This window comes from uncultured Shimia sp., assembly GCF_947493595.1.
GTDB lineage: Bacteria > Pseudomonadota > Alphaproteobacteria > Rhodobacterales > Rhodobacteraceae > Shimia.
In genome coordinates, this window is the sequence record NZ_CANLRL010000012.1 from 1 (window position 1) to 25,414 (window position 25,414).

24 protein-coding genes, 1 tRNA gene and 1 pseudogene are annotated in these 25,414 nt (G+C 54.8%); 14 read left to right on the top strand and 12 right to left on the bottom strand.

What is annotated here, in order from left to right; all coding sequences use genetic code 11:
- Positions 1-77, bottom strand: a pseudogene (locus Q0955_RS19640) (elongation factor Tu); the annotation flags it as partial.
- A gap of 94 nt (positions 78-171) precedes the next feature.
- The gene (locus Q0955_RS19645; RefSeq protein ID WP_299428198.1) at positions 172-807 is read right to left on the bottom strand and encodes a hypothetical protein; all 636 of its coding nucleotides are present in this window, start codon (positions 805-807) and stop codon (positions 172-174) included.
- A 126-nt stretch (positions 808-933) separates the two neighbouring features.
- Here Q0955_RS19645 and Q0955_RS19650 point away from each other — a divergent pair, with 126 nt between their 5' ends.
- On the top strand, positions 934-2,316 hold the full coding sequence (locus Q0955_RS19650; protein WP_299428200.1) for a cytochrome P450: 1,383 nt from the start codon (positions 934-936) through the stop codon (positions 2,314-2,316).
- 64 nt (positions 2,317-2,380) lie between these two features.
- A complete protein-coding gene (locus Q0955_RS19655; RefSeq protein ID WP_299428202.1) occupies positions 2,381-3,199 on the top strand; it encodes a DUF2189 domain-containing protein in 819 nt (272 codons plus the stop codon).
- Between the two features lie 21 nt (positions 3,200-3,220).
- Here Q0955_RS19655 and Q0955_RS19660 read toward each other — a convergent pair whose 3' ends face one another.
- The gene (locus Q0955_RS19660) at positions 3,221-3,520 is read right to left on the bottom strand and encodes a hypothetical protein (protein ID WP_299428205.1); all 300 of its coding nucleotides are present in this window, start codon (positions 3,518-3,520) and stop codon (positions 3,221-3,223) included.
- A 315-nt stretch (positions 3,521-3,835) separates the two neighbouring features.
- The gene (gene parC, locus Q0955_RS19665; RefSeq protein WP_299428208.1) at positions 3,836-6,181 is read right to left on the bottom strand and encodes a DNA topoisomerase IV subunit A; all 2,346 of its coding nucleotides are present in this window, start codon (positions 6,179-6,181) and stop codon (positions 3,836-3,838) included.
- Positions 6,182-6,341: 160 nt separating this feature from the next.
- Here parC and Q0955_RS19670 point away from each other — a divergent pair, with 160 nt between their 5' ends.
- The 6 genes from Q0955_RS19670 to Q0955_RS19695 all read left to right on the top strand — a co-directional run bounded on the left by Q0955_RS19670 (position 6,342) and on the right by Q0955_RS19695 (position 10,628).
- Entirely contained in the window at positions 6,342-6,959 is a 618-nt protein-coding gene (locus Q0955_RS19670) for an SH3 domain-containing protein (RefSeq protein WP_299428211.1), read from the top strand.
- 41 nt (positions 6,960-7,000) lie between these two features.
- A complete protein-coding gene (locus Q0955_RS19675; protein WP_299428214.1) occupies positions 7,001-7,834 on the top strand; it encodes an SDR family NAD(P)-dependent oxidoreductase in 834 nt (277 codons plus the stop codon).
- Between the two features lie 79 nt (positions 7,835-7,913).
- Positions 7,914-8,117 carry a twin transmembrane helix small protein gene (locus Q0955_RS19680; RefSeq protein ID WP_299428217.1) on the top strand — a complete coding sequence of 68 codons (204 nt, stop codon included), beginning with the start codon at positions 7,914-7,916 and terminating at the stop codon, positions 8,115-8,117.
- 4 nt (positions 8,118-8,121) lie between these two features.
- Positions 8,122-8,694 carry a cob(I)yrinic acid a,c-diamide adenosyltransferase gene (locus Q0955_RS19685; protein ID WP_299428220.1) on the top strand — a complete coding sequence of 191 codons (573 nt, stop codon included), beginning with the start codon at positions 8,122-8,124 and terminating at the stop codon, positions 8,692-8,694.
- A gap of 246 nt (positions 8,695-8,940) precedes the next feature.
- Positions 8,941-9,699 (top strand): electron transfer flavoprotein subunit beta/FixA family protein, encoded by a 759-nt coding sequence (locus tag Q0955_RS19690; RefSeq protein ID WP_299428223.1) that lies wholly within the window; start codon positions 8,941-8,943, stop codon positions 9,697-9,699.
- Complete coding sequence (locus Q0955_RS19695) at positions 9,699-10,628, top strand: FAD-binding protein (protein ID WP_299428226.1); 930 nt, start codon at positions 9,699-9,701, stop codon at positions 10,626-10,628. The genes Q0955_RS19690 and Q0955_RS19695 overlap by 1 nt, the downstream gene beginning before the upstream one ends.
- 72 nt (positions 10,629-10,700) lie before the next feature.
- Here Q0955_RS19695 and Q0955_RS19700 read toward each other — a convergent pair whose 3' ends face one another.
- Positions 10,701-11,528 (bottom strand): DUF6473 family protein, encoded by an 828-nt coding sequence (locus Q0955_RS19700; protein WP_299428229.1) that lies wholly within the window; start codon positions 11,526-11,528, stop codon positions 10,701-10,703.
- 161 nt (positions 11,529-11,689) lie between these two features.
- On the opposite strand from Q0955_RS19700, the gene Q0955_RS19705 reads away from it, so the two are divergent.
- Complete coding sequence (locus tag Q0955_RS19705) at positions 11,690-12,565, top strand: 3-hydroxybutyryl-CoA dehydrogenase (RefSeq protein ID WP_299428232.1); 876 nt, start codon at positions 11,690-11,692, stop codon at positions 12,563-12,565.
- 50 nt (positions 12,566-12,615) lie between these two features.
- Here Q0955_RS19705 and Q0955_RS19710 read toward each other — a convergent pair whose 3' ends face one another.
- The 7 genes from Q0955_RS19710 to Q0955_RS19740 are packed head-to-tail and all read right to left on the bottom strand — an operon-like array spanning position 12,616 to position 18,021.
- A complete protein-coding gene (locus Q0955_RS19710; RefSeq protein ID WP_299428235.1) occupies positions 12,616-13,503 on the bottom strand; it encodes a lysophospholipid acyltransferase family protein in 888 nt (295 codons plus the stop codon).
- Between the two features lie 27 nt (positions 13,504-13,530).
- A complete protein-coding gene (locus Q0955_RS19715; protein ID WP_299428238.1) occupies positions 13,531-13,809 on the bottom strand; it encodes an HPr family phosphocarrier protein in 279 nt (92 codons plus the stop codon).
- Between the two features lie 4 nt (positions 13,810-13,813).
- Positions 13,814-14,206 (bottom strand): PTS fructose transporter subunit IIA, encoded by a 393-nt coding sequence (locus tag Q0955_RS19720; protein WP_299428241.1) that lies wholly within the window; start codon positions 14,204-14,206, stop codon positions 13,814-13,816.
- Positions 14,203-15,132, bottom strand: coding sequence for an RNase adapter RapZ (gene rapZ, locus Q0955_RS19725; RefSeq protein WP_299428244.1), 930 nt, complete (start codon positions 15,130-15,132; stop codon positions 14,203-14,205). Before rapZ ends, Q0955_RS19720 begins: the two co-directional genes overlap by 4 nt.
- The gene (locus Q0955_RS19730; RefSeq protein ID WP_299428247.1) at positions 15,133-15,597 is read right to left on the bottom strand and encodes an HPr kinase/phosphatase C-terminal domain-containing protein; all 465 of its coding nucleotides are present in this window, start codon (positions 15,595-15,597) and stop codon (positions 15,133-15,135) included.
- A 3-nt stretch (positions 15,598-15,600) separates the two neighbouring features.
- Positions 15,601-17,286, bottom strand: a complete 1,686-nt coding sequence (locus Q0955_RS19735; protein ID WP_299428415.1) for a sensor N-terminal transmembrane domain-containing protein — start codon at positions 17,284-17,286, stop codon at positions 15,601-15,603.
- 33 nt (positions 17,287-17,319) lie between these two features.
- Entirely contained in the window at positions 17,320-18,021 is a 702-nt protein-coding gene (locus Q0955_RS19740) for a response regulator transcription factor (protein WP_299428249.1), read from the bottom strand.
- Between the two features lie 373 nt (positions 18,022-18,394).
- Here Q0955_RS19740 and Q0955_RS19745 point away from each other — a divergent pair, with 373 nt between their 5' ends.
- The 5 genes from Q0955_RS19745 (at position 18,395) to Q0955_RS19765 (ending at position 25,297) form a co-directional block, all read left to right on the top strand.
- Entirely contained in the window at positions 18,395-19,993 is a 1,599-nt protein-coding gene (locus tag Q0955_RS19745) for a phosphoenolpyruvate carboxykinase (protein ID WP_299428252.1), read from the top strand.
- Positions 19,994-20,211: 218 nt separating this feature from the next.
- Positions 20,212-20,288: transfer RNA gene (locus Q0955_RS19750), tRNA-Met, on the top strand.
- A 97-nt stretch (positions 20,289-20,385) separates the two neighbouring features.
- Entirely contained in the window at positions 20,386-21,612 is a 1,227-nt protein-coding gene (locus Q0955_RS19755; RefSeq protein ID WP_299428255.1) for a phage integrase SAM-like domain-containing protein, read from the top strand.
- 455 nt (positions 21,613-22,067) lie between these two features.
- On the top strand, positions 22,068-24,359 hold the full coding sequence (locus Q0955_RS19760) for a BspA family leucine-rich repeat surface protein (RefSeq protein WP_299428258.1): 2,292 nt from the start codon (positions 22,068-22,070) through the stop codon (positions 24,357-24,359).
- Positions 24,360-25,081: 722 nt separating this feature from the next.
- Positions 25,082-25,297 (top strand): hypothetical protein, encoded by a 216-nt coding sequence (locus Q0955_RS19765; RefSeq protein ID WP_299428260.1) that lies wholly within the window; start codon positions 25,082-25,084, stop codon positions 25,295-25,297.
- Positions 25,298-25,414: the final 117 nt, after the last annotated feature.

The following is a 25,414-nucleotide window of genomic DNA, read 5'->3' on the forward strand; positions in this document are numbered from 1 at the left end:
GTTTTACCGTGGTCAACGTGACCAATGGTGCCGATGTTGCAGTGCGGTTTACTGCGCTCAAACTTTTCCTTAGCCATCTCGGGCGCCTTCTCATTGTGGTTGGGTCACATTGACCCGTTTTCCTCTACCGCGCGCGACATATGGCCTAACGCGAAAAAAATCAAGCCTGCTTTAACCCTGGCGTTCTTTATGCTCGCGCAACCGGTTGCGCATTTCCTCGTCTTTGTTGTCTGTCCAACAGTTAGCGAGATCTGCGGCCGACACATCGTCCACCAAACAGGCGCGGTTTTCGTGCATCCATTTTTCGATCTGACGGGCCGCGTTGTAGGTCAAATTGGCCATCTGTTCTTCCGCAGTCATCGAGAATCCGCTGGAGGCAATCAGCGATGATCCGGTGAAGCTTTCCAACACAAAGATCTCTTTGGCTTCTTCATTGAACTTGCCTCCCGCCCGGTCATCCCATGCGGTCACAGTGAGGATGATCGCCGACTTTGGTTGCAGGATCAGCGGCACGCCTTTTTGGGCCAGCGCATAGCCGTTGATGTTCACACCAAAATGCACCAGCCGCGTACCGTCATAGCGCGCTGCCCCCATGCGCGCGTCAATCGCGTTTTTCATGCTGGCAATAAACGCCTCGGTGTCCGCCTCACGCGACAGCGGGCCTTTTTGAATATCCGGCGCAACCACGATGTTGTGGCCCAGCACAAAATCGCCCAAATCCAGCGTCTCATCCGTGACCTCAATTGTGGGCGCCGTACAAGACACCAGCGCAGCCAATGCCGCGATGCATGCTACCAGTCTGATCATGGGCATTATTCTCCGCCGCTCTTCCTCAATATTAGCGGCTGACATATCGGATTGCCTGTGTCCGCGCAATCAAAGGCTTTGTGCGCTCTGATCCCTCGCCTATTCTGATGCGTAAGGAGAACCATGATGTCTCATCCCGCACCCGCCCCCGACGACACAACGCCCCGGCTGCCTGTGCACGCCAAGCTCGCGACCGAGCCGCTTGGCCTGTTTGGTTCGCTGAAAGCCGCCCGCAGCAATCTGCTTTCAATCCTGCCGGAACTCGCGGTGCGCCAGCCCATGGTCTCCGGCCGCACCGGCATTCGCTGGCACATGGTCATGGACCCGGGCGCGATCCGGCGCATCCTGCTTGACAAGGTAGATGACTACCCAAAGTCCAAAGCCACCAAAAACATCCTGCGCCCGGCGATTGGCGACAGCCTGTTTATCGCCGAGGGCGCCCACTGGCGCTGGCAACGCCGCGCCGCTGCCCCGGTGTTCACCCATCGCAACATCGCCAACCTCGCCCCGGTCATGTCCCAGGCTGCCGAGCGCGCCGCCACCCGCATCGCGGACCAAGCCCCCCACGCCGTCGATATGATGAGCGAAATGGTGCAGACCACATTTGACGTGATCAGCGAGGTGACGTTCTCCGGAGACGGCAGCTTTGACAGCTCCAAAGTGCATCAGGCCATCGATGATTACATCGCCGAAGCGGGCAAAATCTCGCTCTTGGATATGCTGGGCCTGCCCGACTGGGTGCCGCGTCCCGGCCGCATAATGTCCGGCAACGCTCTGGGAGACATGAAGCAGGTCGCCGACACAGCCATCGAAGCCCGCAAAGCGCGCGGCGCCAAAGACACGCCCGACTTGCTTGATCTGCTGCTCGCCGGTGTCGACCCTGAAACAAAAAAAACCATGAACACCGCAGAGCTGCGCGACAATCTGCTGACCTTCATTGTGGCAGGCCACGAGACCACCGCGCTCACCCTCGCTTGGGCGTTGTATCTCTGTGCCTTTGACCCAGAGGTGCAAAGCAAAGCCCGCGCCGAGATTGCCGACATCTGTGACGATGGCCCGATCACCGGCGAGCAAGCGCTGGAGCTGACCTATGTGCGCCAGATCATCGACGAAACCCTGCGCCTCTACCCACCGGCAGGCATCATCTCCCGCACCGCGCAGACCAACGACATGCTCTGCGCCCGGGAAATCCGCCCCGGCGACACCGTCATGATCCCTATCTATACCTTGCAGCGCAATCGCCTGCTTTGGGACGACCCCGACGCCTTCAAGCCGGAACGTTTTGCCGACCGCAAAGCCATCGACCGCTACGCCTACCTGCCATTCGGTGATGGCCCCCGCATCTGCATCGGCGCCAGCTTTGCCATTCAGGAAGCGGTGATTGTGCTCGCCACTCTCCTCAAACGCTTCCGCTTTGATCTGGTCGAGGGCAAGCCGCCCAAACCAGTGATGATCCTCACCTTGCGCCCTGAGGGTGGCGTCTGGCTGCAGGCGACACCTCTCGATTAAACATACACCCCTTGCCGGATTACCGCCCCGTGCCGCACACTTGTTGGTAAGGGAGGCCCACGTCATGACATCCGAGACCACCAAGCCCGACGCCCAGGAAAAGCTGCCGCCACGGCCGCAGCTCACTCCCGAGACCAACAAAATGACGTCACAAGACATCAACGTCGCGCTCAAAGCCGGGTTTGACGACTTCCTCGCCCACCCGGTTATGAGCGGCTTCTTCGGCCTGTTTTATGCCGCCTTCGGTATCCTCTTTGTCTGGTGTCTCGCGTGGCTTGGCAAAATCTGGATGATCATCCCGGCCTCCGTTGGCTTCCCACTTGTCGCGCCCTTTGCCGCCGCAGGCCTCTATGAAATGTCCCGCCGCCGCCAAACGGGGCAAAGTTTCACCTGGTCCGACATCCTCACCGTCATGGCGCGCCAACATAAACGCGAGATGGGCTGGATGGCCTTTGTCACGCTCTTCATCTTCTGGGTCTGGGTCTACCAAATCCGTCTGTGGCTGGCGATCATTCTGCAAGACGCGTCCTTTTCGGACTTCGCCGGCTTCCTGAATGTGGTCTTCCTCACGCCTGAAGGCTGGACCTTCCTCGCCATCGGCACCTGCGCCGGCGCCCTGCTCTCCGCCGCGCTGTTTTCGGTGACCGTGATCGCCATGCCGATGCTGCTGGACCGCGAAACCGACTTTGTGACCGCCATGCTGACCTCTGTGCATGTGGTCAAAGAGAACCCGGTTGTCATGCTGACATGGGCCGCAATCATCTCGGCCACCATGCTGCTGTCGCTGGTGCCTGCATTCCTAGGGCTGATCTTCACATTGCCGATTCTGGGACACACCACGTGGCATCTGTATCAACGGGCGGTGCCGCCTACGATAGATTAGGTCAAGGCAACCAAGCGGTGGTCAGGCCCGCAAATCTATCGCGCGCCCATCCAGCGTATCTGTGAGGCCCTCAAACGCATATGTCTTGCGAGGCCTGAAACCGCTCGCCGCACACCAGTCAATGTATTGCGTGTTCAGCGCCTGAATTACCTCGACCTCTTTCTGACCTTCAAAACAGGTCAACTCGAAAGAAACATTTTCAGACGGTTCATCATCAGCCATCCAGGCCCAGCACCCCTCGACAAAATAGGTTCCTTCGGCAAAGGTCTGGCAGGCGTCCCAATAGGCGCGCTCTGCTCCTTTTGCGATCCAATCTGACATGTCATCTCCCTCTGCAATTCTGAAGAGGGCTTCGTTCCCTCCCAAAGAGAGAGATGGCGATGCAAAGAAATCTTACCTTGAGACAAGGCGCCAATCGTTTCGGACTTTGTGCCAGACACATTCCAAAATGTGTCCCCCACGCCCTTTCCGGCACTCAACCCAAACGCGCAGAATCAATACGATTCGTAGCCACACCGACCGTTTCGCGTGTCGTTTTTTTGTCAAAACCGCGCACCTCCGCAAAACAGTCGTGATACCGACGCAGTACCGACGTGCCATATCAAACAAAAACGGGGGCGCAACGGCCCCCGAAATTTATGTGTCAAACTTGTAGTCTTTAGGGAACCCGTAGGGCGCTTTCTTGCCCACCCCGGCCCGTTTCCCAAGCCAATCTGACAGGTCCGGCTCATGCCGCGTTTTGCCACTGCCACCCATCGACCAGGTCAAACCATTTTCCCATTCAAACGTGGTGATGTCGGACAGCCCGCCGTCCAATTCCAGCGTCCCCTGACGCCCGCGCGCCATGTTATACTTCTGAATTCGCACACCTTTTCCGCGCCCAAGTTCTGGCATCTCGGAAATCGGGAAGACCAGGAAACGGCCGTTTTTGGACACCACCGCTACATGATCGCCCGCCACCGGATGGCAGATCATCGCGCGGTTGTCGTCTTTGACATTCAGCACCTGTTTGCCGGTCCGGGTCTGTGCAATCACGTCTTTCTCTGGCACCACAAACCCGTCACCCGCACTGCTGGCCACCAACAGCTTGCGATCTGGCTTATGCACAAAAATGTCAATAATTTCAGCCTCATTTGGCAAATCCACCATCAACCGAACTGGTTCACCCATACCCCGTCCGCCCGGTAAATTTGCCGCGCTCAGCGTGTAGAACCGCCCGTTGGAACCAAACATCAAAAGCCGGTCCGTGGTTTCGGCATGGAAGATGAATCGCGGCCCGTCGCCATCTTTGAACTTCAGCTCCCGCATCAGATCAATGTGGCCTGACATGGCGCGAATCCAGCCCATCTGAGAGCAAACAATCGTGATCGGTTCCCGATCAATCATTGCCTCAATTGGCACCTCTTCAACCTCAGCCGCCTCAGAGAACACCGTGCGCCGCGCGCCACCTTCGTAGTCTTTCCCAAAGGTCTTTTTGGCCTCTTTGAGCTGTTCGGAAATACGTTGCCATTGCAACTCATCATTGCCCAAAAGCGCAACGATTCCAGCACGTTCTTCTCGAAGAGCATCCCGTTCGCGCACCAGCTCCAACTCTTCCAGACGGCGCAGGCTGCGCAGACGCATGTTGAGAATAGCCTCGGATTGCACCTCGGTCAGCTGGGGCGAACCAGAGCCTGGAAGCGGCGATTTGTAATCTTTCTCATCGCGCGCACGCGGATGATCCAGATCCCAATCCTCCGCCATCAACGCCTGCTTCGGCGCATCGTCATAACGGATGATATCAATCACGCGGTCCAGGTTCAGGAAGGCGATGATGAAGCCTTCCAAGACCTCCAGACGGTGGTCAATCTTCTCCATCCGGTGTTTGGACCGGCGGATCAAAACCTCACGGCGGAAATCCAGAAACGCCCGCAGAACCTCTTTCATGGAGCAGACTTTTGGCGTCACCCCATCAATCAAGACGTTCATATTCAAAGAGAACCGAATCTCCAAATCACTGCTGCGATAAAGCATGTTCATGAGCACTTCAGGCTCAACGTTCTTGCTTTTCGGCTCCAAGATCACGCGAATGTCATCTGCTGATTCATCGCGCACATCGGCGAGAATAGGCACCTTCTTGGTCTGGATCAGCTCTGCCAGTTTCTCGATCAGCTTGGACTTCTGAACCTGATACGGAATCTCGGTGACAACAATCTGCCACTGCCCGCGTCCAAGGTCCTCCTTCTCCCACTTACAGCGCAAACGGAAAGAGCCGCGCCCGGTGCGATAGGCCTGCGCAATGCTTTCGGGTGGTTCAACAATCACGCCACCGGTCGGAAAGTCCGGCCCCGGCACATAGTTGAGCAGCGTATCTTCCCGCACGTCCGGCGTTTTGATCATGTGCAAACAGGCGTCACACAGCTCGCTGATATTATGCGGCGGAATATTGGTGGCCATGCCCACAGCAATACCGCTTGAGCCATTGGCCAAAAGATTGGGGAATGTTGCTGGCAAAACCACCGGCTCACGCAGAGTGCCGTCGTAATTCTCCCTAAAATCAACGGCATCTTCGTTAAGCCCATCCAGCAGAGCCTCGGCAACAGAAGTCATCCGGGCTTCTGTGTATCGGCTCGCCGCCGGGTTATCGCCGTCGATATTGCCGAAGTTCCCCTGACCATCAACCAGCGGATACCGCACGTTAAAGTCCTGCGCCAAACGCGCCATCGCATCATAAATCGCGGCGTCACCGTGCGGGTGATAGTTGCCCATCACGTCACCAGAAATCTTCGCCGACTTCCGGAAGCCGCCCGTCGCGCTAAGCTTTAGTTCACGCATGGCATAGAGAATACGCCGGTGAACTGGCTTCAACCCGTCTCGCGCGTCTGGCAGCGCCCGGTGCATAATCGTGCTCAGCGCATAGGTCAGGTAGCGGTCACCAATGGCGCGTCGCAGCGGCTCGGTCACATTCTGTGAAGGGAGGTCATCATCGATCAGATCAGTCATACTCTGCTGATAGCTTTTGACGGTGCGCCGGTAAAGCAGATGCGAGGGAACACTCGCGATTTTTTCCCCGACATGATAAGATATCCGCAGTGTAAACCTTTCGTAGAACCTGTTAGCCGACACTGGTGTGTGAACAGGTGATTCTCCTGGGGGTTGAATTGTGAATAAGTTTGTATTTCTAAGTCTTGCATTGTTAGGTTGGATTTTTTGGGAGCTAAGTGGCGGGTCTGAATTTGAACCCAAATCGCGCACCCATGCGACCAAGAGCGACACGCCTCAGCAAACCGAAGACGCCCCGGTTGTGGCACGGGCTGCGCTGTCTGTGCCAATAATCAAAGTCAGGGCAACGCCAGTCGCCTCTCAAGGCGGCACACCAGCTGAACTTCTACCGGCATCAACCGCTGTGAATATTGGAGATGACACTCAGCCAGAAACAGCGCCAGTTGTCGTCGCCTCATTGGCCACCGGTTTAGATGCTTTCGCAACGCCCGGGGCACCGGTGCTGATAAAATCGGATGCAACGGACGCGGCCATTGGAGATTCTGTCTCACTTGCCTTGAACAGCCCGCAACCGAATGACTTCCGTCGCGTCCGCGGTTCCCGTGTGAACATGCGCGGCGGGCCCGGCACGTCCTACAGCGTGCTGATGGTCTTGGCGCGCGACAGTGAGGTAGAAGTCCTGCGTGAAAATGGCTCTGGCTGGGTGAAACTGCGTGATCCTGAAAGCGGCCGAATTGGCTGGATGTCGTCCAAAATGCTGGTGGCCTCAAACCGGTAAGCCACGTAGTCTGCGCCCGAATTGCATAAATTGGGGCGCAGATGACGCAAAAATCCATCCTAATTACTGGCTGTTCGTCTGGCATTGGATTGGCCGCGGCACATGGCCTACGTGCCCGAGGTTGGCGCGTTTTTGCGTCTTGTCGCAATCCAAAAGACTGCGCACGTCTGCAAAATGCCGGCTTTGACAGCCCCCAAATTGAGTTGCGGGACAGCGCAAGTATCCGCTCCGGATTGCACGAGGTGCTAGCGGCAACCAACGGCACTTTGGATGCGCTCTTCAATAATGGGGCCCGCGGCATGCCCGGCGCCATAGAGGATCTGCCGGCCGATGGATTGCGCGACCTCATGGAAAGCAATGTCATTGGCTGGCATGACCTAACACGGCAAGTGATTCCGGTGATGCGGGCGCAGGGCCACGGCCGGATCGTGCAAAACTCCTCCGTTCTCGGCTATGTTTCCATGCGCTATCGCGGCGCTTATGTCGCCAGCAAACACGCGCTCGAAGGTTTAACTGACAGCATGAGGATTGAACTTCGGGACACGCCAATCCATGTCAGCCTCATTGAGCCAGGCCCAATCACGTCAGATATGCGGAAAAACAACGCGGCGCAATTCTTTGAATGGATTGATTGGGAAAACTCGGCCTTCTCGGAAGATTACAGGCAAGGACTGGTCAAACGGTTCACCGAAAAACAGGAAGGCCTCGACCCGTTTGAACTCCCAGCGGAGGCCGTTTGCAAAAAGCTGGTCCATGCCCTGGAGGCCAAGCGCCCCCGTGCACGCTATCGGGTCACGACGCCCGCACATGTCATGAATGTCTGTCGTCGAGTGCTCCCAACATCACTGCTCGATTGGGTGGTCTCCAAGGCCTGATGCGACGTCATGTCAAAGGTGGTTCAGTTCCGCGCCATGACAAGTTACACCAGTGCCACCGCTGAAGATGGAGTTCCCAATGGCCAATGATCCCTTGTTCTGGTTTGCCGCTGTCGCATGCCTTGCCGTGCTGTTTATTTTGCTGGTTGGTATTGGCGGCTTTGCCAAAGGTGGTGAGTTCAACAAAAAGCATGCCAACAAAATCATGCGTCTCCGCCTATTGGCGCAATTTGTGGCTGTCGTTTTAATCGTCGGCTTTGTCTGGCTGCGCAGCGGAGGTTGATCTCATGGTTGTTCTCAACAAAATCTACACCCGGACCGGCGACAAAGGCACCACCGCCTTGGGCAATGGAGACCGCGTTGCCAAACACGAAGCACGGGTTGCCGCTTATGGCACCACGGATGAACTAAACGCATTTTTGGGCGTTGCGCGTCTGCATGCGGAAGCGGACACAGATGCCGCTTTAGCCCGCATCCAGAACGACCTTTTTGATTTGGGCGCAGATCTTTGTCGACCAGACATGGCGAAAGACAGTGAGGCAGAATATCCGCCGCTGCGCATCGTAGCGTCACAGGTCGAACGCCTCGAAGCAGAGATTGACGCGATGAACGCACAGCTCGAGCCGCTGCGCAGCTTTATCCTACCAGGTGGATCCGCATTGGCCGCACAGCTGCATGTTTGCCGCACCGTAGCGCGCCGCGCAGAGCGACTGTCAGTCGAATTATCCCAATCAGAGGACATCAATGCAGACGCAGTGACCTACCTCAACCGCCTCAGCGACTGGTTCTTTGTTGCCGCGCGCATTGCCAATGATGAAGGCCGCGCAGACGTGCTTTGGGTGCCTGGAGCGAATCGCTGAAAGGTTGAATCAAGCCGTTAGCGCCATCAAATCCCTTGACGCAAAATCCCCTTACGTAACTTTTCTGCACTGCGGAAACATTCTTGCAAGAAACGTGGCGTGAAAACGCTGGTACGCGACGTCGTTGCCCTAAAACGTGACGATTTTGCTCTGTTTCAGCCGCGCCGCACACTATATCAACGCGGTGAGAGCATTCCGATGAGCTGCCTTTGGCGGCTTTGACAAACTTTGAGGAGTCCTACGCCCATGAAGGTACTAGTACCTGTCAAGCGCGTGATTGACTACAACGTGAAGGTCCGCGTGAAAGCGGATGGCACAGGTGTCGATCTCGCCAACGTCAAAATGTCCATGAACCCATTTGATGAGATTGCCGTTGAAGAGGCCATCCGTCTGAAGGAAGCAGGCAAAGCGGACGAAATCGTCGCCGTTTCCATCGGTGTGAAGCAAGCACAGGAAACCCTGCGCACCGCTCTGGCCATGGGCGCGGACCGCGCCATTCTGGTTGTAGCTGCGGACAGCGTTGATCAGGACATCGAGCCGCTGGCCGTTGCCAAGATCCTTGCCAAAATTGTTGAAGAAGAGCAGCCAGGCGTTGTTCTCTGCGGCAAGCAAGCAATTGACAATGACATGAACGCCACCGGCCAGATGCTGTCTGCCCTGTTGGGATGGTCCCAGGCGACGTTCGCTTCCGAAGTGGACATCGATGGCGACAAAGCTGTTGTGACCCGTGAAGTGGATGGTGGTCTGCAGACCATCAAGGTCAACACGCCAACCATCATCACCGTGGACCTGCGCTTGAACGAGCCGCGTTATGCGTCCCTGCCAAACATCATGAAGGCGAAGAAAAAGCCGCTGGATGAGAAAACCGCTGCCGACTACGGCGTGGATGTCACCCCGCGCCTGGAAGTTGTGAAGACTTCTGAGCCGTCTGAGCGTGCCGCAGGCATCATCGTGGGCTCCGTGGACGAGCTGGTTGAGAAACTCAAAGAAGCGGGGGCTGTGTAATGGCTGTTCTTCTTCTCGCAGAAGTCAACAACGGCGAGCTGGCGCTGGACGCCACCGCCAAAGCTGTCACCGCTTCCAAAGCGCTCGGTGACGTGACCGTTCTGGCCGCAGGCGCCTCCGCTGCTGCAGCTGGCGAAGCCGCTGCCAAGATCGACGGTGTTGCCAAAGTTCTGGTTGCCGAAGACGCATCTCTGGGCCACCGCCTGGCGGAACCAACAGCTGCGCTGATCGTTTCGCTCGCAGGCGACTACAGCCACATCGTTGCACCGGCGACCACCGACGCCAAGAACGTGATGCCACGCGTGGCCGCGCTTCTGGACGTGATGGTGCTGTCAGATGTGACCGCAGTGGTTGACGCCGACACTTTTGAGCGTCCGATCTACGCCGGTAACGCAATCCAGACTGTGAAATCCTCCGATGCGACCAAAGTCATTACCTTCCGCACATCGACTTTCGATGCCGCTGGTGAAAGTGGCTCCGCTGCCGTGGAAACCACTGGCGCAGCCGACAACCCTGGTCTGTCCGAATGGGTTGAAGACAAAGTTGCCGAAAGCGACCGACCAGAACTGACTTCTGCAGGTGTGGTTGTCTCCGGTGGCCGAGGCGTTGGTTCTGAAGAAGACTTCAAAATCATCGAAGCTCTGGCTGACAAGCTGGGGGCCGCAGTTGGTGCATCCCGTGCGGCAGTTGACTCCGGCTACGCGCCAAACGACTGGCAAGTGGGTCAAACCGGTAAGGTTGTTGCCCCTGAGCTGTACATTGCTGCGGGTATCTCCGGCGCAATTCAGCACCTGGCTGGCATGAAAGACTCCAAGATCATCGTTGCCATCAACAAAGACGAAGAAGCGCCAATCTTCCAGGTTGCTGACTTTGGTCTGGTTGCCGATCTGTTTGACGCAGTGCCAGCGCTGACCGAGAAGCTCGGATAAACCACTACAGTTCCAAAACACCAAAGGCCCGCCACTTAGGCGGGCCTTTTTTGCTGGCACGGTGCGTTGGTGCTAGGTCAGTTCTGAGAGCGCCTTCTGGAGCGCTTCGGCCGTTTCTTGATGGGCCGCGACACCCAACATGCGTTGCGCGGCAACCCGCTCCATGTCGGTGCATTGCATGCCTTCGATCCCTTTGGCTTGCGCGTATTCGCTCACCACCACTTCGACGATGTCATCGACCATCGGGCGCAGCTCTTCGATCATCAACCGATCCACGAACAATGGATCGGGCCCCAATCCACTGGTACCCATGGCGGTTTCTGGCGCATGATCCGCCACCCACAACAGCACAATTTTGCCGCCGATCGTGTTCAGAAGTAGCTTCATGCGCGCGCTCCACGCCATGCGTAACTCATCCCGCACCATCGCGTAGCGATCCGGCGCACGGGCGCACAGCGTACCCAGCATATGTCGCGTGAAGTGAAACTCGCTGAAGTCGATTTCGTTAAACACCATTTGCATCATGTTTGACGCGCCAATGAAGCGATCATTCCGGCGTGGATGCACCTTGTAATACCGGTTGGACATATTCTGTGCCCCCATAACCTGTATCACGGTCACATCCGATTGTTGCGCGGTGTGCAATACCGACGGCTCAGCCAAAAAGGCATCAATACCGGCATTCACATATCCAAAATTCACACAGCTTATTGGCAGCACCTCATCCAAAAGGCTCACAAACGGCTGGGGAACAAATTTACCATAGGTTTCCGTTCCCCCAAGAAACGCAATAAAGGGAGCATCCAGCTCCTTTTTGGGACCACGAAACAATAAACGTGATTCCCCATACTGGCACGGCTCGTAATTGAGCTCGGTGCCCGACATCTTCTCGTAAGACATTTTCTCACCACTACTTTTCTCACCCAAGGTAGAGAATCGCCGAAAGCCCTTGCGAAAAAGCTAATGGGTCACTTTGAGGCAAGTTTTAGAGGCCCTGCCCTCTTGCAGGTTCTGCGCCCGCAGGCCTATGGTCAGCCAAGCATTTTGAGAGGATATCAACTATGGACATCAAGTCGATTGGCGTCGTTGGAGCAGGCCAAATGGGCAACGGTATCGCGCATGTCATGGCGCTTGCCGGATATGATGTACTATTGAATGATATCAACCAGAACGCGCTTGATGCAGCCGTCGCGCGGATCGAGAAAAACCTGGAACGCCAGGTCAGCAAAGAGTTGATTTCAGAACTTGAAAAAGCCACCGCGATGGGCCGCATTCAGACCACTCTGGAGCTACCGGCCCTTGGCGGTACTGATCTGGTAATCGAAGCAGCAACCGAAAGAGAAGAAATCAAGCATCAAATTTTTGATACTTTGAAGCCCCATCTAGGCCCAGACACGCTCCTCACATCCAATACATCTTCGATCTCTATTACCCGATTGGCCTCGCGCACCGACCGTCCCGAACGGTTTATGGGGTTCCACTTCATGAATCCGGTTCCGATGATGAAACTGGTCGAGCTGATCCGTGGCATCGCCACCGACGAAGAGACCTATAAAACCTGCCATGACATTGTAGAGAAGCTTGGCAAAACAGCGGCCAGCTCCGAAGACTTCCCTGCATTTATCGTGAACCGTATCTTGATCCCAATGATCAATGAGGCCTGCTACACGTTGTACGAAGGGGTGGGAAATGTTGCGTCTATCGACAACGCCCTAAAGCTTGGCGCAAACCACCCAATGGGGCCACTTGAACTGGCTGATTTTATTGGCTTGGACACCTGCCTCGCCATCATGAACGTACTGCATGACGGCCTGGCCGACACCAAGTATCGCCCTTGCCCGCTGTTGACCAAATATGTTGAAGCTGGGTGGCTTGGTCGCAAAACCAAACGCGGTTTCTACGACTACCGCGGCGACACGCCACTCCCCACCCGGTGACTTAACAAAAAAGCGAGACCCTGGCCTCGCTTTTTACTTGGATCTGTCCATCAGGCCTCTTTGCCCAAATCAAGCGTATGCTGCCGCAGCCACGCCATGAATCCACGCGGATCGGTGTGCAATTGAGCCATCTGCTCGTCTGTCAACGGAGCCCCAACAACGGGGGCCTGAGGCTTGTTACAAGAGCGCACAATTTCATGCAGCAACAGACCCTGTCGGAAAATTGGGGACACTTTGTTGGCAATTTGATACGCGCGGCTGTTTTGCCCTGGATAAAAAATCGGCACAACCCGTGCGCCAGAACGGCGGATCAACTGGGCTGTGAACACGTTCCACTCCTGCTCTACAGCCGGACCAAACCAAGTGTCAGAGCTCATCACGACACCGGAAGGAAACAGAGCAACAACGCCCCCATCTTTAAGATGAGACATTGTCTTGCCGCGCATCTCGACCATTTTGCGTTGCGCGTCAGGGTCATGCGGGAACGGCACTGGAATCATAAAACTGGACGCCGCCTCATCCAAGCCAGTCAAAACGGAGCGCGTCAGAATTCGGTAATCCTGCCGCACGCGCCCAATCAAATCAGCAAAAATCATGCCATCAACCATCCCGTGGGGATGATTGGCAACAACCACAACAGGCCCATCTTTCGGGATATTCTGCAACTGCTCAAGTGGGGTTTTTAGCTCGATGCCCATGACATTGAGCGCGCCGCGCCAAAACTTCTGCCCACGATATTGTTCGTTGTCGCGCTCAAACTTGTTGACCATGCGCAAGATCTTCAACTTGCCGGTCATCCACTCAATTGTACGAATCGCAAACGACGTCCAGCGGTCATCAAACGAATTGGCGTAGGTCAGCGTCCGGCGGTCATAGATTTGACCTTCCGTTTCGGTTGCAGGTTTGCCAACCTGCGCCTCTGGCACCGTATCTACCAAGTTCGTCTTCCTATGCTGTCACTTAACTCAGAACCCTTCGCCGAACTTGTCTACAACAAGTGCCTCAATGGCATCGGCCAAGGCCAGCGAATCAGGCCCGCTGGTTTCCACCTCAATGCTGGTACCCTTGGAAGCTGCCAGCATCAGCAACCCCATAATACTGTCGCCCCCTGCACTCAAGCCATCCTTTGATACTTCTGCCGTCGCGTCAAAGCCTTCAACAACCTCAACCAGCTTTGCAGATGCCCGCGCGTGCAGGCCTTTTTCATTCACGATTTGCATCGTGCGTTGGATGACGTTGCTCATCTGCTTACCCTGTTTGAATGTTTTGACTATCGATATATTTGCGACCAGCTTCCAGTGCCGCTCTGACTGCATCTGCAACGTCAAGATGACGGCTCTTGGCCAGCTTAATTAACATCGGCAAATTTGCACCGTAAAGAATGCGCCGATTGGCAGGGGCACAGGCGCGCAAGCTCAAATTTGACGGAGAGCCGCCAAACATATCAGTGACCACAACGACCCCGTCGCCTTGATCCACGACATCTGCGGCCGAACATATTTCACGCTGTTTTTGGGCGCGATCATGATCTGGTTCAATGGTAATCGCGCTGACGCCATTTTGCGCGCCAACGACATGTTCCATGGCCGCCAAGTATTCATTGGCCAGCCCACCATGTGCCACGATCACGATACCGATCAAGCTATCTGTTCCCCATCTTCTGCGACCGGCGGCGCCGCGCTAAGCACAGCGTACCGATTGAGTTCGCGATGCCTTATAGACACCCGCCAGCCCCTATTTGCAAGGGATTCGGCAATGGTCTCGGTTAGGAAAACGGACCGGTGTTTCCCTCCAGTGCAACCAAAAGCCACCTGGAGATGATTGCGGCCTTCACGGACATAACCGGGTAGTGCGTGTTCCAGCGCCATCTCAATGGAGTGCACAAATGGATCGAACCCAGGATCTGTCGCGATGTAGGCCCCCACCGGCGCATCTCCGCCGTCCATGTCACGTAATTCGTCCCGCCAATGGGGATTATGTAGAAAACGACAATCGAGCACGAGATCTGCGCCCTGTGGCAGCCCGCGCTTGTAGCTAAACGATTGAACGGTAATGCCAATCGCCTGATCAGTGTGCGGGGCAAACCGACTTTGTACTGCGTGACGCAACTCATGTGGCGTCATTTCTGACGTGTCCATCAACACAGTTGCTCGAGCTTGCACATCCTCTAAGAGAGTGAGCTCTCTTTGGATACCTGCATTCGGATCTTCCTTGCGATCAAGTGGGTGATTGCGTCTGGTTTCATTGTAGCGCCGCCGCAAAACCTCAGCACGACAATCCAAATACAGCAACTCTGGGGCGACATTGGGAAACTCATCAACCAACTCCAATGCCTCAATTATCGCGGCTGGCGAAAAGTCTCGATTGCGGACATCCAAACTCAGCGCCATAGGCCGCTTTGGAGGCTGCCCCGACAACAAACGCGGCAGCAGACCAAGCGGCAAATTATCAATGGTTTCAAACCCCGCGTCCTCCAGAGCCTTGATGGCCGTGGAGCGCCCCGCACCTGAAGGGCCGGTCAGCAATACCAAAGGGACCTTGCCCTGCGGGCCTTTCGCACTGGTCATTTATGCGTTCCTTCCATGGCGTAAAAACTGAAGCACTGCCGCGGCAAAATACGGCGCATCCACTTTATAAATCACCGGAAGCACATGGCCCATTATGTGAACGTCCCTTGGGTGAGGCAGCCTTTGATCTTCAACTTGGTCCAGGTCCACCACCAAGCGTAGTGGCACTCTCTTCATGGGAACCGCACGCAATATCCCCACGCCACGCGCCTCTATCAGGCCGCTTGTTGTGTCAGGTGCCGAGGCCAACAGTTGTGCCCCCGTTTGACAGACAATGGTTTGATCATCCGCAATCAGTTGCGCCCCATAGGCCATCAATTGAAGCGCAAGCCCGGACTTTCCGCGCCCAGAAGCCCCACAAATGAGAACAGCACGCCCGCCATCTGCCACGCAAGACGCATGCAGAAGGCTTTCCTCATCAGCTGGTGTTGGCGCCACAGAAAACAAGTCATCCGCCTGCCCCATGCGTTACACCGGTAGCCCCACCACAAACCGCGCGCCAAGAGGCTCAGACGTGACGTCAGCGTCGGTCGGACGAATGTTTTCCGCCCAAATTACGCCACCATGAGCTTCAACAATCTGCTTTGAAATTGCCAAGCCCAAACCAGAATTGTTACCAAACTGCGCTTCAGGTCGATGGGAGTAAAAGCGATTAAAAATCTTGTTGAGTGCCTGCTCTGGAATGCCTGGCCCGGTATCCTCGACCACAACCAGCACACGGTTCTCACGCTTGCGCGCCCAAACCCGAATGGCATCCCCATCTTCGCAAAAGCTAATGGCATTGGTGATAAGGTTCACAAAGACCTGTGCCAATCGCGCTTCCAACCCAGTGATATCTATGGCGGCATCAGGCAGATCGGTGATAAAATCGATGCCCTTGCCTTTGGCATCTTCCCCTAGGTATTGGGTCAAATTTCCAACCATGCCGAGCAGATTAAAGGTTTCCTCTTCTTCCTTTACCAGCTCACTGTCCAAGCGAGAGGCGTTGGATATATCGCTGACAAGTCGGTCCAATCGACGAACGTCATGCTCAATAACATTGAGCAACTTTTCACGGTGCTCTTCTTTTTTCACCATGCGCAATGAGCCCACGGCAGAGCGCAACGAAGCCAGTGGGTTCTTAATCTCATGTGCGACGTCAGCGGCAAACTGTTCATTGCTGTCGATCCGCTCGTAAAGAGCCGACACCATGCCCCGCAATGCGCCCGACAAACGTCCAATCTCATCCGGCCTTGCCGTCAGATCCGGGATACGCACCCGACCTGGATTCACTTTGCGGCTGTCGCTGTCGCGACCAAGCTCCGCTGCCGCGGCCAGATCTGAAAGTGGATTGGAAATGGTGGAGGCCAGCACCATGGACAGGCCAACGGATACCACAGTCGCGATCAGGAACATCTGTAAGACACGTTCACGCTCCGAACTCACCATCCGGTCCAACTCACCGGAAGCGCTGGACAGAACAACCGCCCCTACAACCCGGTCATTCTGCCGGATAGGCACTGCCATGGCAAAGACGTGACCGCCATCTGCGGCCACAAGCGTTTCCAAAGCCTCGGTGCCATTCACGGCGGATTGCGCCATGACTTCCAGCTGGTTGTTTAACTGCCCCACACCGGTGTCCTGACCACCGCTCTTGCGGGAAATCGAACTCCAAATCTTATTGAGTGCAGATGTCAACGGTGCGCCGTCTGGACGTTCCGCCAGCACCTCTGCAGCCTCTGCGGAGGCTTTGCCTTCCTTTTTCCCGGCGGCTTGAGCAGCCGCATCAAAAACATGCACCGTTGTGCCGACCTGCAAAGGTAGTTTTTCGAGCGTCGCTGCAACGTCCACGCCATCATTGGTCGCCAGATTTGCCGGCGCGCCGGACGGCAGCTGCGCCTCAAAAGCGCCAGCAATGAGCCGCGCCTCTGTGACAAGGCCCGTTGCACGTTGCACAGCAAAGCTGTCCCGCGCACTGTTGAGAAATAGGATACCTGCGACCAACACCAGCAGCGCGATCATGTTAAAGGTAATGATTTTACGTGTTAATGGGGACTTACCAAGAGGCAAAAGCCGGCGACGTTCGCGCCGGCCCTGCAACTCTTCCTCGACATTGCCTGCAGGAGCGACCCAATCATCGCCCAAAACAACGTCTCCGTCCCGCCCTTGGGCCATGTCTTGCACGTTGGTCCTTCCGGCCTTGCGTCGTTACTCTTCGTTGTATCTATAACCGATGCCGTAGAGCGTCTCAATTGCAGAGAAGTCCCGATCCACAGTCCGCATCTTTTTACGAAGACGTTTGATGTGGCTGTCGATTGTCCGGTCATCCACGTAAACCTGATCATCATAAGCCACGTCCATCAGCTGGTCCCGGCTTTTTACAAAACCTGGACGCTGGGCAAGCGCTTGAAGCAAGAGGAACTCGGTGACCGTCAAGGTCACATCCTGCCCCCTCCAACTCACAGAGTGGCGCAGCGGATCCATGGTCAGATCACCGCGTTCCATAATCTTTGTATCTTCGGTATCCCCGACGATCTCACCATCGACGGCTTCTTGGCGGCGCAGCAATGCGCGAATACGCTCGACAAGTAAGCGTTGGCTGAACGGCTTTTTGACGTAGTCGTCTGCCCCCATACGCAACCCAAGCACTTCGTCGATTTCGTCGTCTTTGGAAGTTAGGAAAATCACAGGCATACTGGTCTTCTGCCGCAAACGCTGAAGTAGATCCATGCCGTCCATCCGTGGCATTTTGATATCCAAGACAGCCATGTCAGGAAGCTTTTTATTAAATGCGTCCAGCGCCTGCTGACCGTCATTGTAAGTCTCGACTTCAAACCCCTCTGCCTCAAGGGTGATAGAAACCGACGTCAGGATATTCCTGTCGTCATCCACAAGGGCAATTTTCGACATGGGATCGGTCCTTATTGCTGCTCTTATTATGTCTATTTTTTGCGGCATTATGCGCAATTCAGGCTGTGGCAATCAACGCTAAAGTGCGATTCGGGTAACCAACTCGACCTATTTAGCTCGAAATTCCTTGAGCAATGGCTAAATTGTCTCACTTTTGGCGACAATCACGACGCGCACTTTCCGATCGGAACGCTTGATTGCGCTAACCTGCATTTGGTTGCGCTAACTGCGCCAAAGCGTCCTGTTCTTATCAATATTTGGCATGTTATGAGGCCCTTGTCGCACTTCGGGGTGCTTTGACGCGCAAGAATATTTCGCCCTGAGGACTTTCAAGGACCGCCGCAACAGGACACGCGGCTACAGGAGTAAGATAATGACATTTGGACGGGTAAACCCGCAATTCCGCCTGCAAGATCAAGGGATCGAAGGTCTGGGAAATGTCTATTACAACTTTATGGAGCCTGCCCTCATTGAGTCCGCGCTGAAGCGTGGCGAGGGTACTCTGGGCAACGGCGGCGCCTTTTTGGTCAGCACCGGCGAATTCACCGGTCGCTCTCCAAAAGACAAGTTCACTGTCCGGACCTCAATGACCGAAGACACCATCTGGTGGGAAAACAATGCCCCGATGGAATCTGACGCCTTTGATCGCCTGCATGCTGATATGCTGGAGCACATGAAAGGCCGTGACTACTTCGTTCAGGACCTGACCGCAGGTGCTGACCCGTCTCACGCCATCAACGTGCGCGTCGTAAACGAACTGGCATGGCACAACCTGTTTATCCGGCACCTTCTGCGCCGCCCGGATCAGGCGGCACTGGATGGCTTTGTGGCGGACTACACCATTATCAACTGCCCGAGCTTTAAGGCCGATCCCGCCAAGCACGGATGCCGTACCGAGACCGTGATTGCTGTGAACATCGAAAAAAAGATGATCCTAATCGGCAACACAGAGTACGCCGGTGAAAATAAAAAGTCCGTCTTTGGCCTGCTGAACTACCTGCTGCCAGAAAAAGGCATCATGCCAATGCACTGCTCGGCCAACCATGCCAAAGACAACCCCGTCGACAGCGCTGTGTTCTTTGGCCTGTCCGGTACCGGCAAAACCACACTGTCCGCTGATCCAAACCGCACCCTGATTGGTGACGATGAGCACGGTTGGTCCGATCGTGGCACCTTCAACTTCGAAGGCGGCTGCTATGCCAAGACGATTGGCCTCAACCCAGAAGCAGAGCCGGAAATCTACGCTACCACCAAGATGTTTGGCACCGTGATCGAGAACATGGTTTTTGATGAAGAAACCAAAGAACTCGATTTTGAGGACAAGAGCCTCACCGAAAATATGCGCTGCGCGTACCCGCTGGACTCGATCCCGAACGCGTCGGACAACGGCCTTGGTGGTCACCCAAAAAATGTGATAATGCTCACCTGTGATGCGTTTGGTGTATTGCCTCCCGTCGCCCGCTTGACACCAGCCCAAGCTGAGTACCATTTCCTGTCTGGCTTCACCGCCAAAATGGCAGGTACTGAGCGCGGCCTGACCGAGCCGACACCAGCCTTCTCCACCTGCTTTGGCGCGCCATTTATGCCACGTCGCCCGGAAGTCTATGGCGCCCTCCTGCGCCAAAAGATCGCTGAGTTTGGCACCACCTGCTGGCTTGTAAACACCGGCTGGACCGGCGGCGCCTACGGCACTGGCTCCCGCATGCCAATCAAAGCCACCCGCGCACTACTGACTGCGGCTCTGGATGGATCCCTGAACCACGTTGAGTTCCGCAAAGATGCCAACTTTGGCTTTGAGGTTCCTGTCTCTGTACCAGGCGTGGACGATGCGCTGCTCGACCCACGCGGCACCTGGGCAGACAAAGAAGCTTATGATGCGCAGGCAGCTAAGCTGGTCGGCATGTTCGCAGATAACTTCGAGCAATACCTGCCCTACATCGACGCAGATGTGAAAGCAGCCGCCATCGGCTAAACGCCCTAAGATCTCGTTTTGAAAGGCCTCGACAATTGTCGGGGCCTTACTTTTTTGGAAGCGCTGATAGGGTTGCATTTGCACCAGCAAAGACTGGAACCAGCCGTCGCAGCTTTCCCATTTTGGACAGGGGTCCCAAGAAACAAAAAACCTGCACATTCGATGCGATTTCTCTCTTGACCCCACCCAAGGAACGGCCTAAATCGCACTTCACTTACGGCGGTATAGCTCAGTTGGTTAGAGCAGCGGAATCATAATCCGCGTGTCCGGGGTTCAAGTCCCTGTACCGCCACCATTACCCCTTAAAATTCAAAGAGTTAGCATGGCGATTTGCCAGCCTGATTCTCGCCAGATAAGTTACACACCGTTACGCACCGAAAAGGCGAAGACGCGTGTCTAAGAATCAAGTTTCCAAGCTCAAGCAGATCAAACAAGGCCTCGCGATCTATCAAACTGGCCGCAGCCCATACTGGCATGTGCGCCTGTGGGACTCGATTTCTAAGAAGTACGTACGTCGATCGACAAAAGAGACCAGTCGGATCGAGGCTATCGAAGCTGCAATCGAGTTCGCTGATTCGCACCGCAAGAACATTGATCCGACGCTGGCACCGATAAAAGACCGAAGCTTTGAAGCGTTCGCGCTCAAGCTTGATGCAATTAACAAAAGCAAAAACGGTAGTGCTCGGTCTTATGCAGACGGGCGCAAGATCTTGTATCGCGAAGGTGACGGGCTGATTTCTTACTTCGGCAAGATGGATGTTTCCAAAATCACATCAGGCACCATGCGTGACTTTCTTGTGCATCTAGATTCTCGACGCCCTGCCCCGCTTGCGAACTCTACTAAGGCCAAGCAATGCATGATGGTGCGTCAGGTGCTTCGGCTGGCATTTGAAGACGGCATGATCGACAAGATACCAGAAGCGCCGAAGCTCAAGACTGTCGACAAGCCGCGTGTGACGTTCTCAGAGAAAGAGTACCGCAAGCTCATGACCGTTGCCCGCGAATGCGCGACGCGTGGTGACATTGTACGCGGCGTTAAGATGACGCACCACCACGCCCACTTGTTTACGTTTGTCGTGCACAGCTTTCTACGACCGACAGAAAAAGAGCTGTTCGGTCTGCGGCATTGTGATGTCGAGGTTAGAACCGATCCCCGGCACCTCGTGATAGAGGTTCACGGCGGCAAGACTGGCTATCGCAGGGCAGCCACACTGTCGTTTGCTTTGCTGCTGTACAACAGCACATGCATGATTCTCGGGAAACCTGATCCAGGCTCACCAGACGTAGGTCTTACGACGCCTGATCCCGACGCGTATGTTTTTATGCCCGAGTACGAGAACCGAGGCACAGCAGTCAGCACAGCGCGACGGATTTTCAATTACGTCCTGAATGAAGCTGGGCTGAAATACGATTCAAACGGAAACCCGCGTGCACCATATTCGCTTCGACACTTTGCACTGCAATCTCGGCTCCGGAACTCTGGGGGTAAAGTAAACATCTACTGGCTGGCGAAGAATGCGGGCACGAGCGTTGAGCAGCTTGAGCGCTTCTACCTCAAGAACATGGAACTGAGTGCTGAGCAGGTGGAGAACCTGCAGACTATGGGGGATGGGGCATAGCGCTCAGCGCGACTGAGGTTACACTCTGCGGCGCGTTTAGTGGCAGCGAAGCGCAGGTTGCGACCTTTGCAAAGTTACGCTCTTGGATCAGATCAGCCAATCGCTACCTTCATAGGTGCTACATTACCGTGCCCCGAAGCTGACGTCGGGCTTACCTCACACCAATTAAACAACCCCAATAGCTACCCCAGCGTCCAAGCTTCTCAATTGCCCGCATGTGCTGCGCAATGCCACATTTCTCTGTTGGCCAATCAGGCATTGGGTCTGCCTCGTAAACCGTAGCTGCGACCAGACGTTCGAGCATCAAACCACTAACATTTGGAACATGAGCAACCCTGATCCTGACTACAACCACTCCCGCCTAGAGAGCAAACGGGTTGGCATTTTTGCGCAAAGGTTTAATGTCACCTTAACCATTCTGCACAAACGAAATGTATTCTTAGTAGGTCTTTGAAATGCCCTTAGCTCCCCCTACAAATCTGACAAATTATTTTAGTAACAACAACAACATTACCGAAGACCTGACCACTTGGGACACCTCTTTGGTGACGACTATGAGCGGTACATTTGCAGTCGCAGAGAACTTTAATCAGGACATTGGGAGCTGGAACACTTCGTCCGTGACCAACATGTACGAAATGTTCTTTAACGCGACTTCTTTTAATCAAAACATTGGTGGGTGGGACACTTCGTCGGTCATCAATATGGGGTACATATTTTACTACGCCATTGTCTTTGATCAAGACATTGGTGGGTGGGACACATCGTCGGTATCCAATATGGAGAACATGTTTGCCGGCGCATGGGCCTTTAACCAAGACATTGGTGGGTGGGACACGTCGTCGGTTACCGATATGTGGGGTATGTTTGCCCATGCAGAGGCCTTTAACCAAGACATTGGTGGGTGGGACACGTCGTCGGCAACCAATTTCTCCGGGATGTTCAGCGACGCGGTGGCCTTTAATCAGGATATTGGTGGGTGGGACACGTCGTCGGTAACCTATATGGACGGCATGTTTTACGGCGCCGTGGCCTTTAATCAAGACATTGGTGGGTGGGACACGTCGTCGGTAACCAATATGGGGGTCATGTTTGGTGACGCAGTGGCCTTTAACCAAGACGTTGGTGGGTGGGATACATCCTCTGTTACCATTATGGATAGAATGTTTGAACAGGCAAGCTCGTTTGATCAAAGCCTCGCTGGGTTCGAAATTCAAAATGTAGTAAGCATGAAATATATGCTCGATGGATCTGGCCTTTCCACAGCGAATTATGACGCAACCTTAAATGGGTGGTATGATCAAGCTGTTAATGGTGCCGGCGTACAGCAAAATATTAGGCTTGGTGCAAAAGGCCTGACCTTTTCCGCAGCGTCCGCAGACGCCCGCTTGGCGTTGACACTCGATTTTGGCTGGCGTATTTTCGGCGATGAGCTGTCATCTCTCCACAATCGCATCTTCGGTTCAATAGGAAATGACACACTCCGGGGAACATCGGGCGATGACTTGATCCAAGCTCTTGCAGGTAATGACAAGGTTTATGCCGGCAAAGGTGCTGACATAGTTTCTCTCGGCGACGGCAATGATTACGTTCAAGCGGGCGGTGGCAAGGAGTCTTTCGACGGTGGAGCCGGGAAAGACTACATTTCCTACTACAAAAGCTCAAATGGTGTGACCGTGAACTTGGAGAAAAACACCGCCTCGGGGTCTTGGGCGTCAAACGACACCATCAAAGGGTTTGAAAGCATCTCCGGTTCGAAAACCGGCGGCGACAAAATCTATGGCACATCAGGTGCAAATACGGTCAGAACCTATGGCGGCGACGACAAGGTTTACGCTGGGAAGGGAGCCGACAAAGTCTATCTCGGCGACGGCAATGATTACGTTCAAGCGGGCGGTGGCAAGGAGTCTTTCGACGGTGGAGCCGGGAAAGACTACATTTCCTACTACAAAAGCTCATACGGTGTGACCGTGAATTTGGAGAAGAACACCGCCTCGGGGTCTTGGGCGTCAAACGACACCATCAAAGGGTTTGAAAGCATCTCCGGTTCGAAAACCGGCGGCGACAAAATCTATGGCACATCAGGTGCAAATACGGTCAGAACCTATGGCGGCGACGACAAGGTTTACGCTGGGAAGGGAGCCGACAAAGTCTATCTCGGCGACGGCAATGATTACGTTCAAGCAGGCGGCGGCAAGGAGTATTTCGACGGTGGAGCCGGGAAAGACTACATCAGCTATTATGCCAGCACTGGTGGCATCACCATTGACTTGGAAGTTGACAAGGTATCCGGTTCTTGGGCGGAAAACGACACGATCAAGAACTTCGAAAGCGCATCCGGGTCCAAAACCGGTGCCGACAAAATGCTTGGGACATCCGGTGCCAACACTTTGAAAGCCTATGGCGGAAACGACAAGTTGTATGGTCGTTCAGGCGATGACAAGTTGTTCGGCGGCGACGGAAACGACCGGTTTGACGGCGGCAAAGGGGATGACCGTCTTTATGGCGGCGACGGAGCGGATGTGTTCCATTTCGACAGAGGTGAAGATCACGATACAATCAAGGATTTTGAGAACAACGTTGATGAAATACAACTGGATAACTTCAGGTTCAGCAAGGGGCAGGATGCCTTTGATTTCGCAACGCAATCCGGATCAGATGTGGTGTTCGATTTTGGCGGAGGCGACATGCTTACCGTGGAAGGAGTGACCATAGCTCAACTTGGAAACGACTTGGTGCTTGTGTAGCCTAGACGAGATACACCGATTGCGAACGAAACTGTCCCAAATCCAATAACCGCGATATTGGTTCAGTTCCTTTTCCGGTTTGGATCATTTTTCTGCGCACCAATGGCTGCTTTCTCGATTTTGAGCCTGCTTCGTGCGGGTTCTGCAAAAATGTTGCATCCGTTACAAGGTGTAGGGCTGCAATCTCCGATCAGGGCTGGCTGCAGGCAAGGGTGGTAATTGGGCCGCCAAGAGGCAGCCTAACAATTTTCGCAAACCAGCCGTCCCATCCTGATTTGCCGCACAAACGCTTTCAACTGCGTATGGTCCAATTCGTGGCTGCTTTTGGCCATGAAATATTGGAGTGGAGCTAATGCCCGTTGTAAAAGTTACAAAAAATGTCCCAGCCCTCTTTAGAGCCTATGAGGTTGGCCACCGGCGGACCTCACGCGGCGTAATAATAGATATCCAGGTCACTTACGAAAAATGGGGCGAAACTCCAATCCAACTGTTGCTCTGGATAGCCTAACCTGTTGGGGCGAGGTTAGCACCCAACCTATTTCCGCAAATATGCCGACACCAAAGACGGCAAGGCCTGCGACGCAGCTGAACTGTCTAATCGGACGCCTCAACCAATGTCTGGTTTGGGCTGGGAGCAGTCACTCATTGCACTGCGCACCGACAGAAATCATCGCCTCAACCCCGACCGTTGACTGGCCTCGACCTCCTGCTAGCAAGATGCCATGTCACAATTTCCCGATCAAAATGCCGAACTGACTGAAGTCTTTGTTGTCGCGAAATCGATCAACAGCTTGGGACAGATCGAAGCGACAGTAGGCAGCATGCACGCGGCACTGCGTGGACCGCTGCTGGAGAGCGACAACGTGTATCTGAGCGAGAACGACGCGCTGGACGCTAAGGCGCGCTCAGAGAGCGGCACAGCGCCTCTGGGACGCTAGCACCAAGCGCCACGAAACTTCAGACTATATCTAACTCACATCAATGCGAAGCCCACGCCAGGACCACTTCCGTACACGGCACTTTTCCTGCCTCTAAGATTACCACTCTTTTGCAAT

Coding starts and splice junctions, on each gene's coding strand:
- Q0955_RS19675 (WP_299428214.1), top strand. CDS start 7,001: ATGACGCAAAAATCCATCCTAATTACTGGCTGTTCGTCTGGCATTGGA.
- Q0955_RS19685 (WP_299428220.1), top strand. CDS start 8,122: ATGGTTGTTCTCAACAAAATCTACACCCGGACCGGCGACAAAGGCACC.
- rapZ (WP_299428244.1), bottom strand. CDS start 15,132: ATGACCAGTGCGAAAGGCCCGCAGGGCAAGGTCCCTTTGGTATTGCTG.
- Q0955_RS19700 (WP_299428229.1), bottom strand. CDS start 11,528: ATGTCTTACGAGAAGATGTCGGGCACCGAGCTCAATTACGAGCCGTGC.
- Q0955_RS19730 (WP_299428247.1), bottom strand. CDS start 15,597: ATGGGGCAGGCGGATGACTTGTTTTCTGTGGCGCCAACACCAGCTGAT.
- Q0955_RS19680 (WP_299428217.1), top strand. CDS start 7,914: ATGGCCAATGATCCCTTGTTCTGGTTTGCCGCTGTCGCATGCCTTGCC.
- Q0955_RS19715 (WP_299428238.1), bottom strand. CDS start 13,809: ATGAGCAACGTCATCCAACGCACGATGCAAATCGTGAATGAAAAAGGC.
- Q0955_RS19740 (WP_299428249.1), bottom strand. CDS start 18,021: ATGTCGAAAATTGCCCTTGTGGATGACGACAGGAATATCCTGACGTCG.
- Q0955_RS19660 (WP_299428205.1), bottom strand. CDS start 3,520: ATGTCAGATTGGATCGCAAAAGGAGCAGAGCGCGCCTATTGGGACGCC.
- Q0955_RS19745 (WP_299428252.1), top strand. CDS start 18,395: ATGACATTTGGACGGGTAAACCCGCAATTCCGCCTGCAAGATCAAGGG.
- Q0955_RS19645 (WP_299428198.1), bottom strand. CDS start 807: ATGATCAGACTGGTAGCATGCATCGCGGCATTGGCTGCGCTGGTGTCT.
- Q0955_RS19650 (WP_299428200.1), top strand. CDS start 934: ATGTCTCATCCCGCACCCGCCCCCGACGACACAACGCCCCGGCTGCCT.
- Q0955_RS19705 (WP_299428232.1), top strand. CDS start 11,690: ATGGACATCAAGTCGATTGGCGTCGTTGGAGCAGGCCAAATGGGCAAC.
- Q0955_RS19655 (WP_299428202.1), top strand. CDS start 2,381: ATGACATCCGAGACCACCAAGCCCGACGCCCAGGAAAAGCTGCCGCCA.
- Q0955_RS19690 (WP_299428223.1), top strand. CDS start 8,941: ATGAAGGTACTAGTACCTGTCAAGCGCGTGATTGACTACAACGTGAAG.
- parC (WP_299428208.1), bottom strand. CDS start 6,181: ATGACTGATCTGATCGATGATGACCTCCCTTCACAGAATGTGACCGAG.
- Q0955_RS19735 (WP_299428415.1), bottom strand. CDS start 17,286: ATGGCCCAAGGGCGGGACGGAGACGTTGTTTTGGGCGATGATTGGGTC.
- Q0955_RS19695 (WP_299428226.1), top strand. CDS start 9,699: ATGGCTGTTCTTCTTCTCGCAGAAGTCAACAACGGCGAGCTGGCGCTG.
- Q0955_RS19760 (WP_299428258.1), top strand. CDS start 22,068: ATGCCCTTAGCTCCCCCTACAAATCTGACAAATTATTTTAGTAACAAC.
- Q0955_RS19765 (WP_299428260.1), top strand. CDS start 25,082: ATGTCACAATTTCCCGATCAAAATGCCGAACTGACTGAAGTCTTTGTT.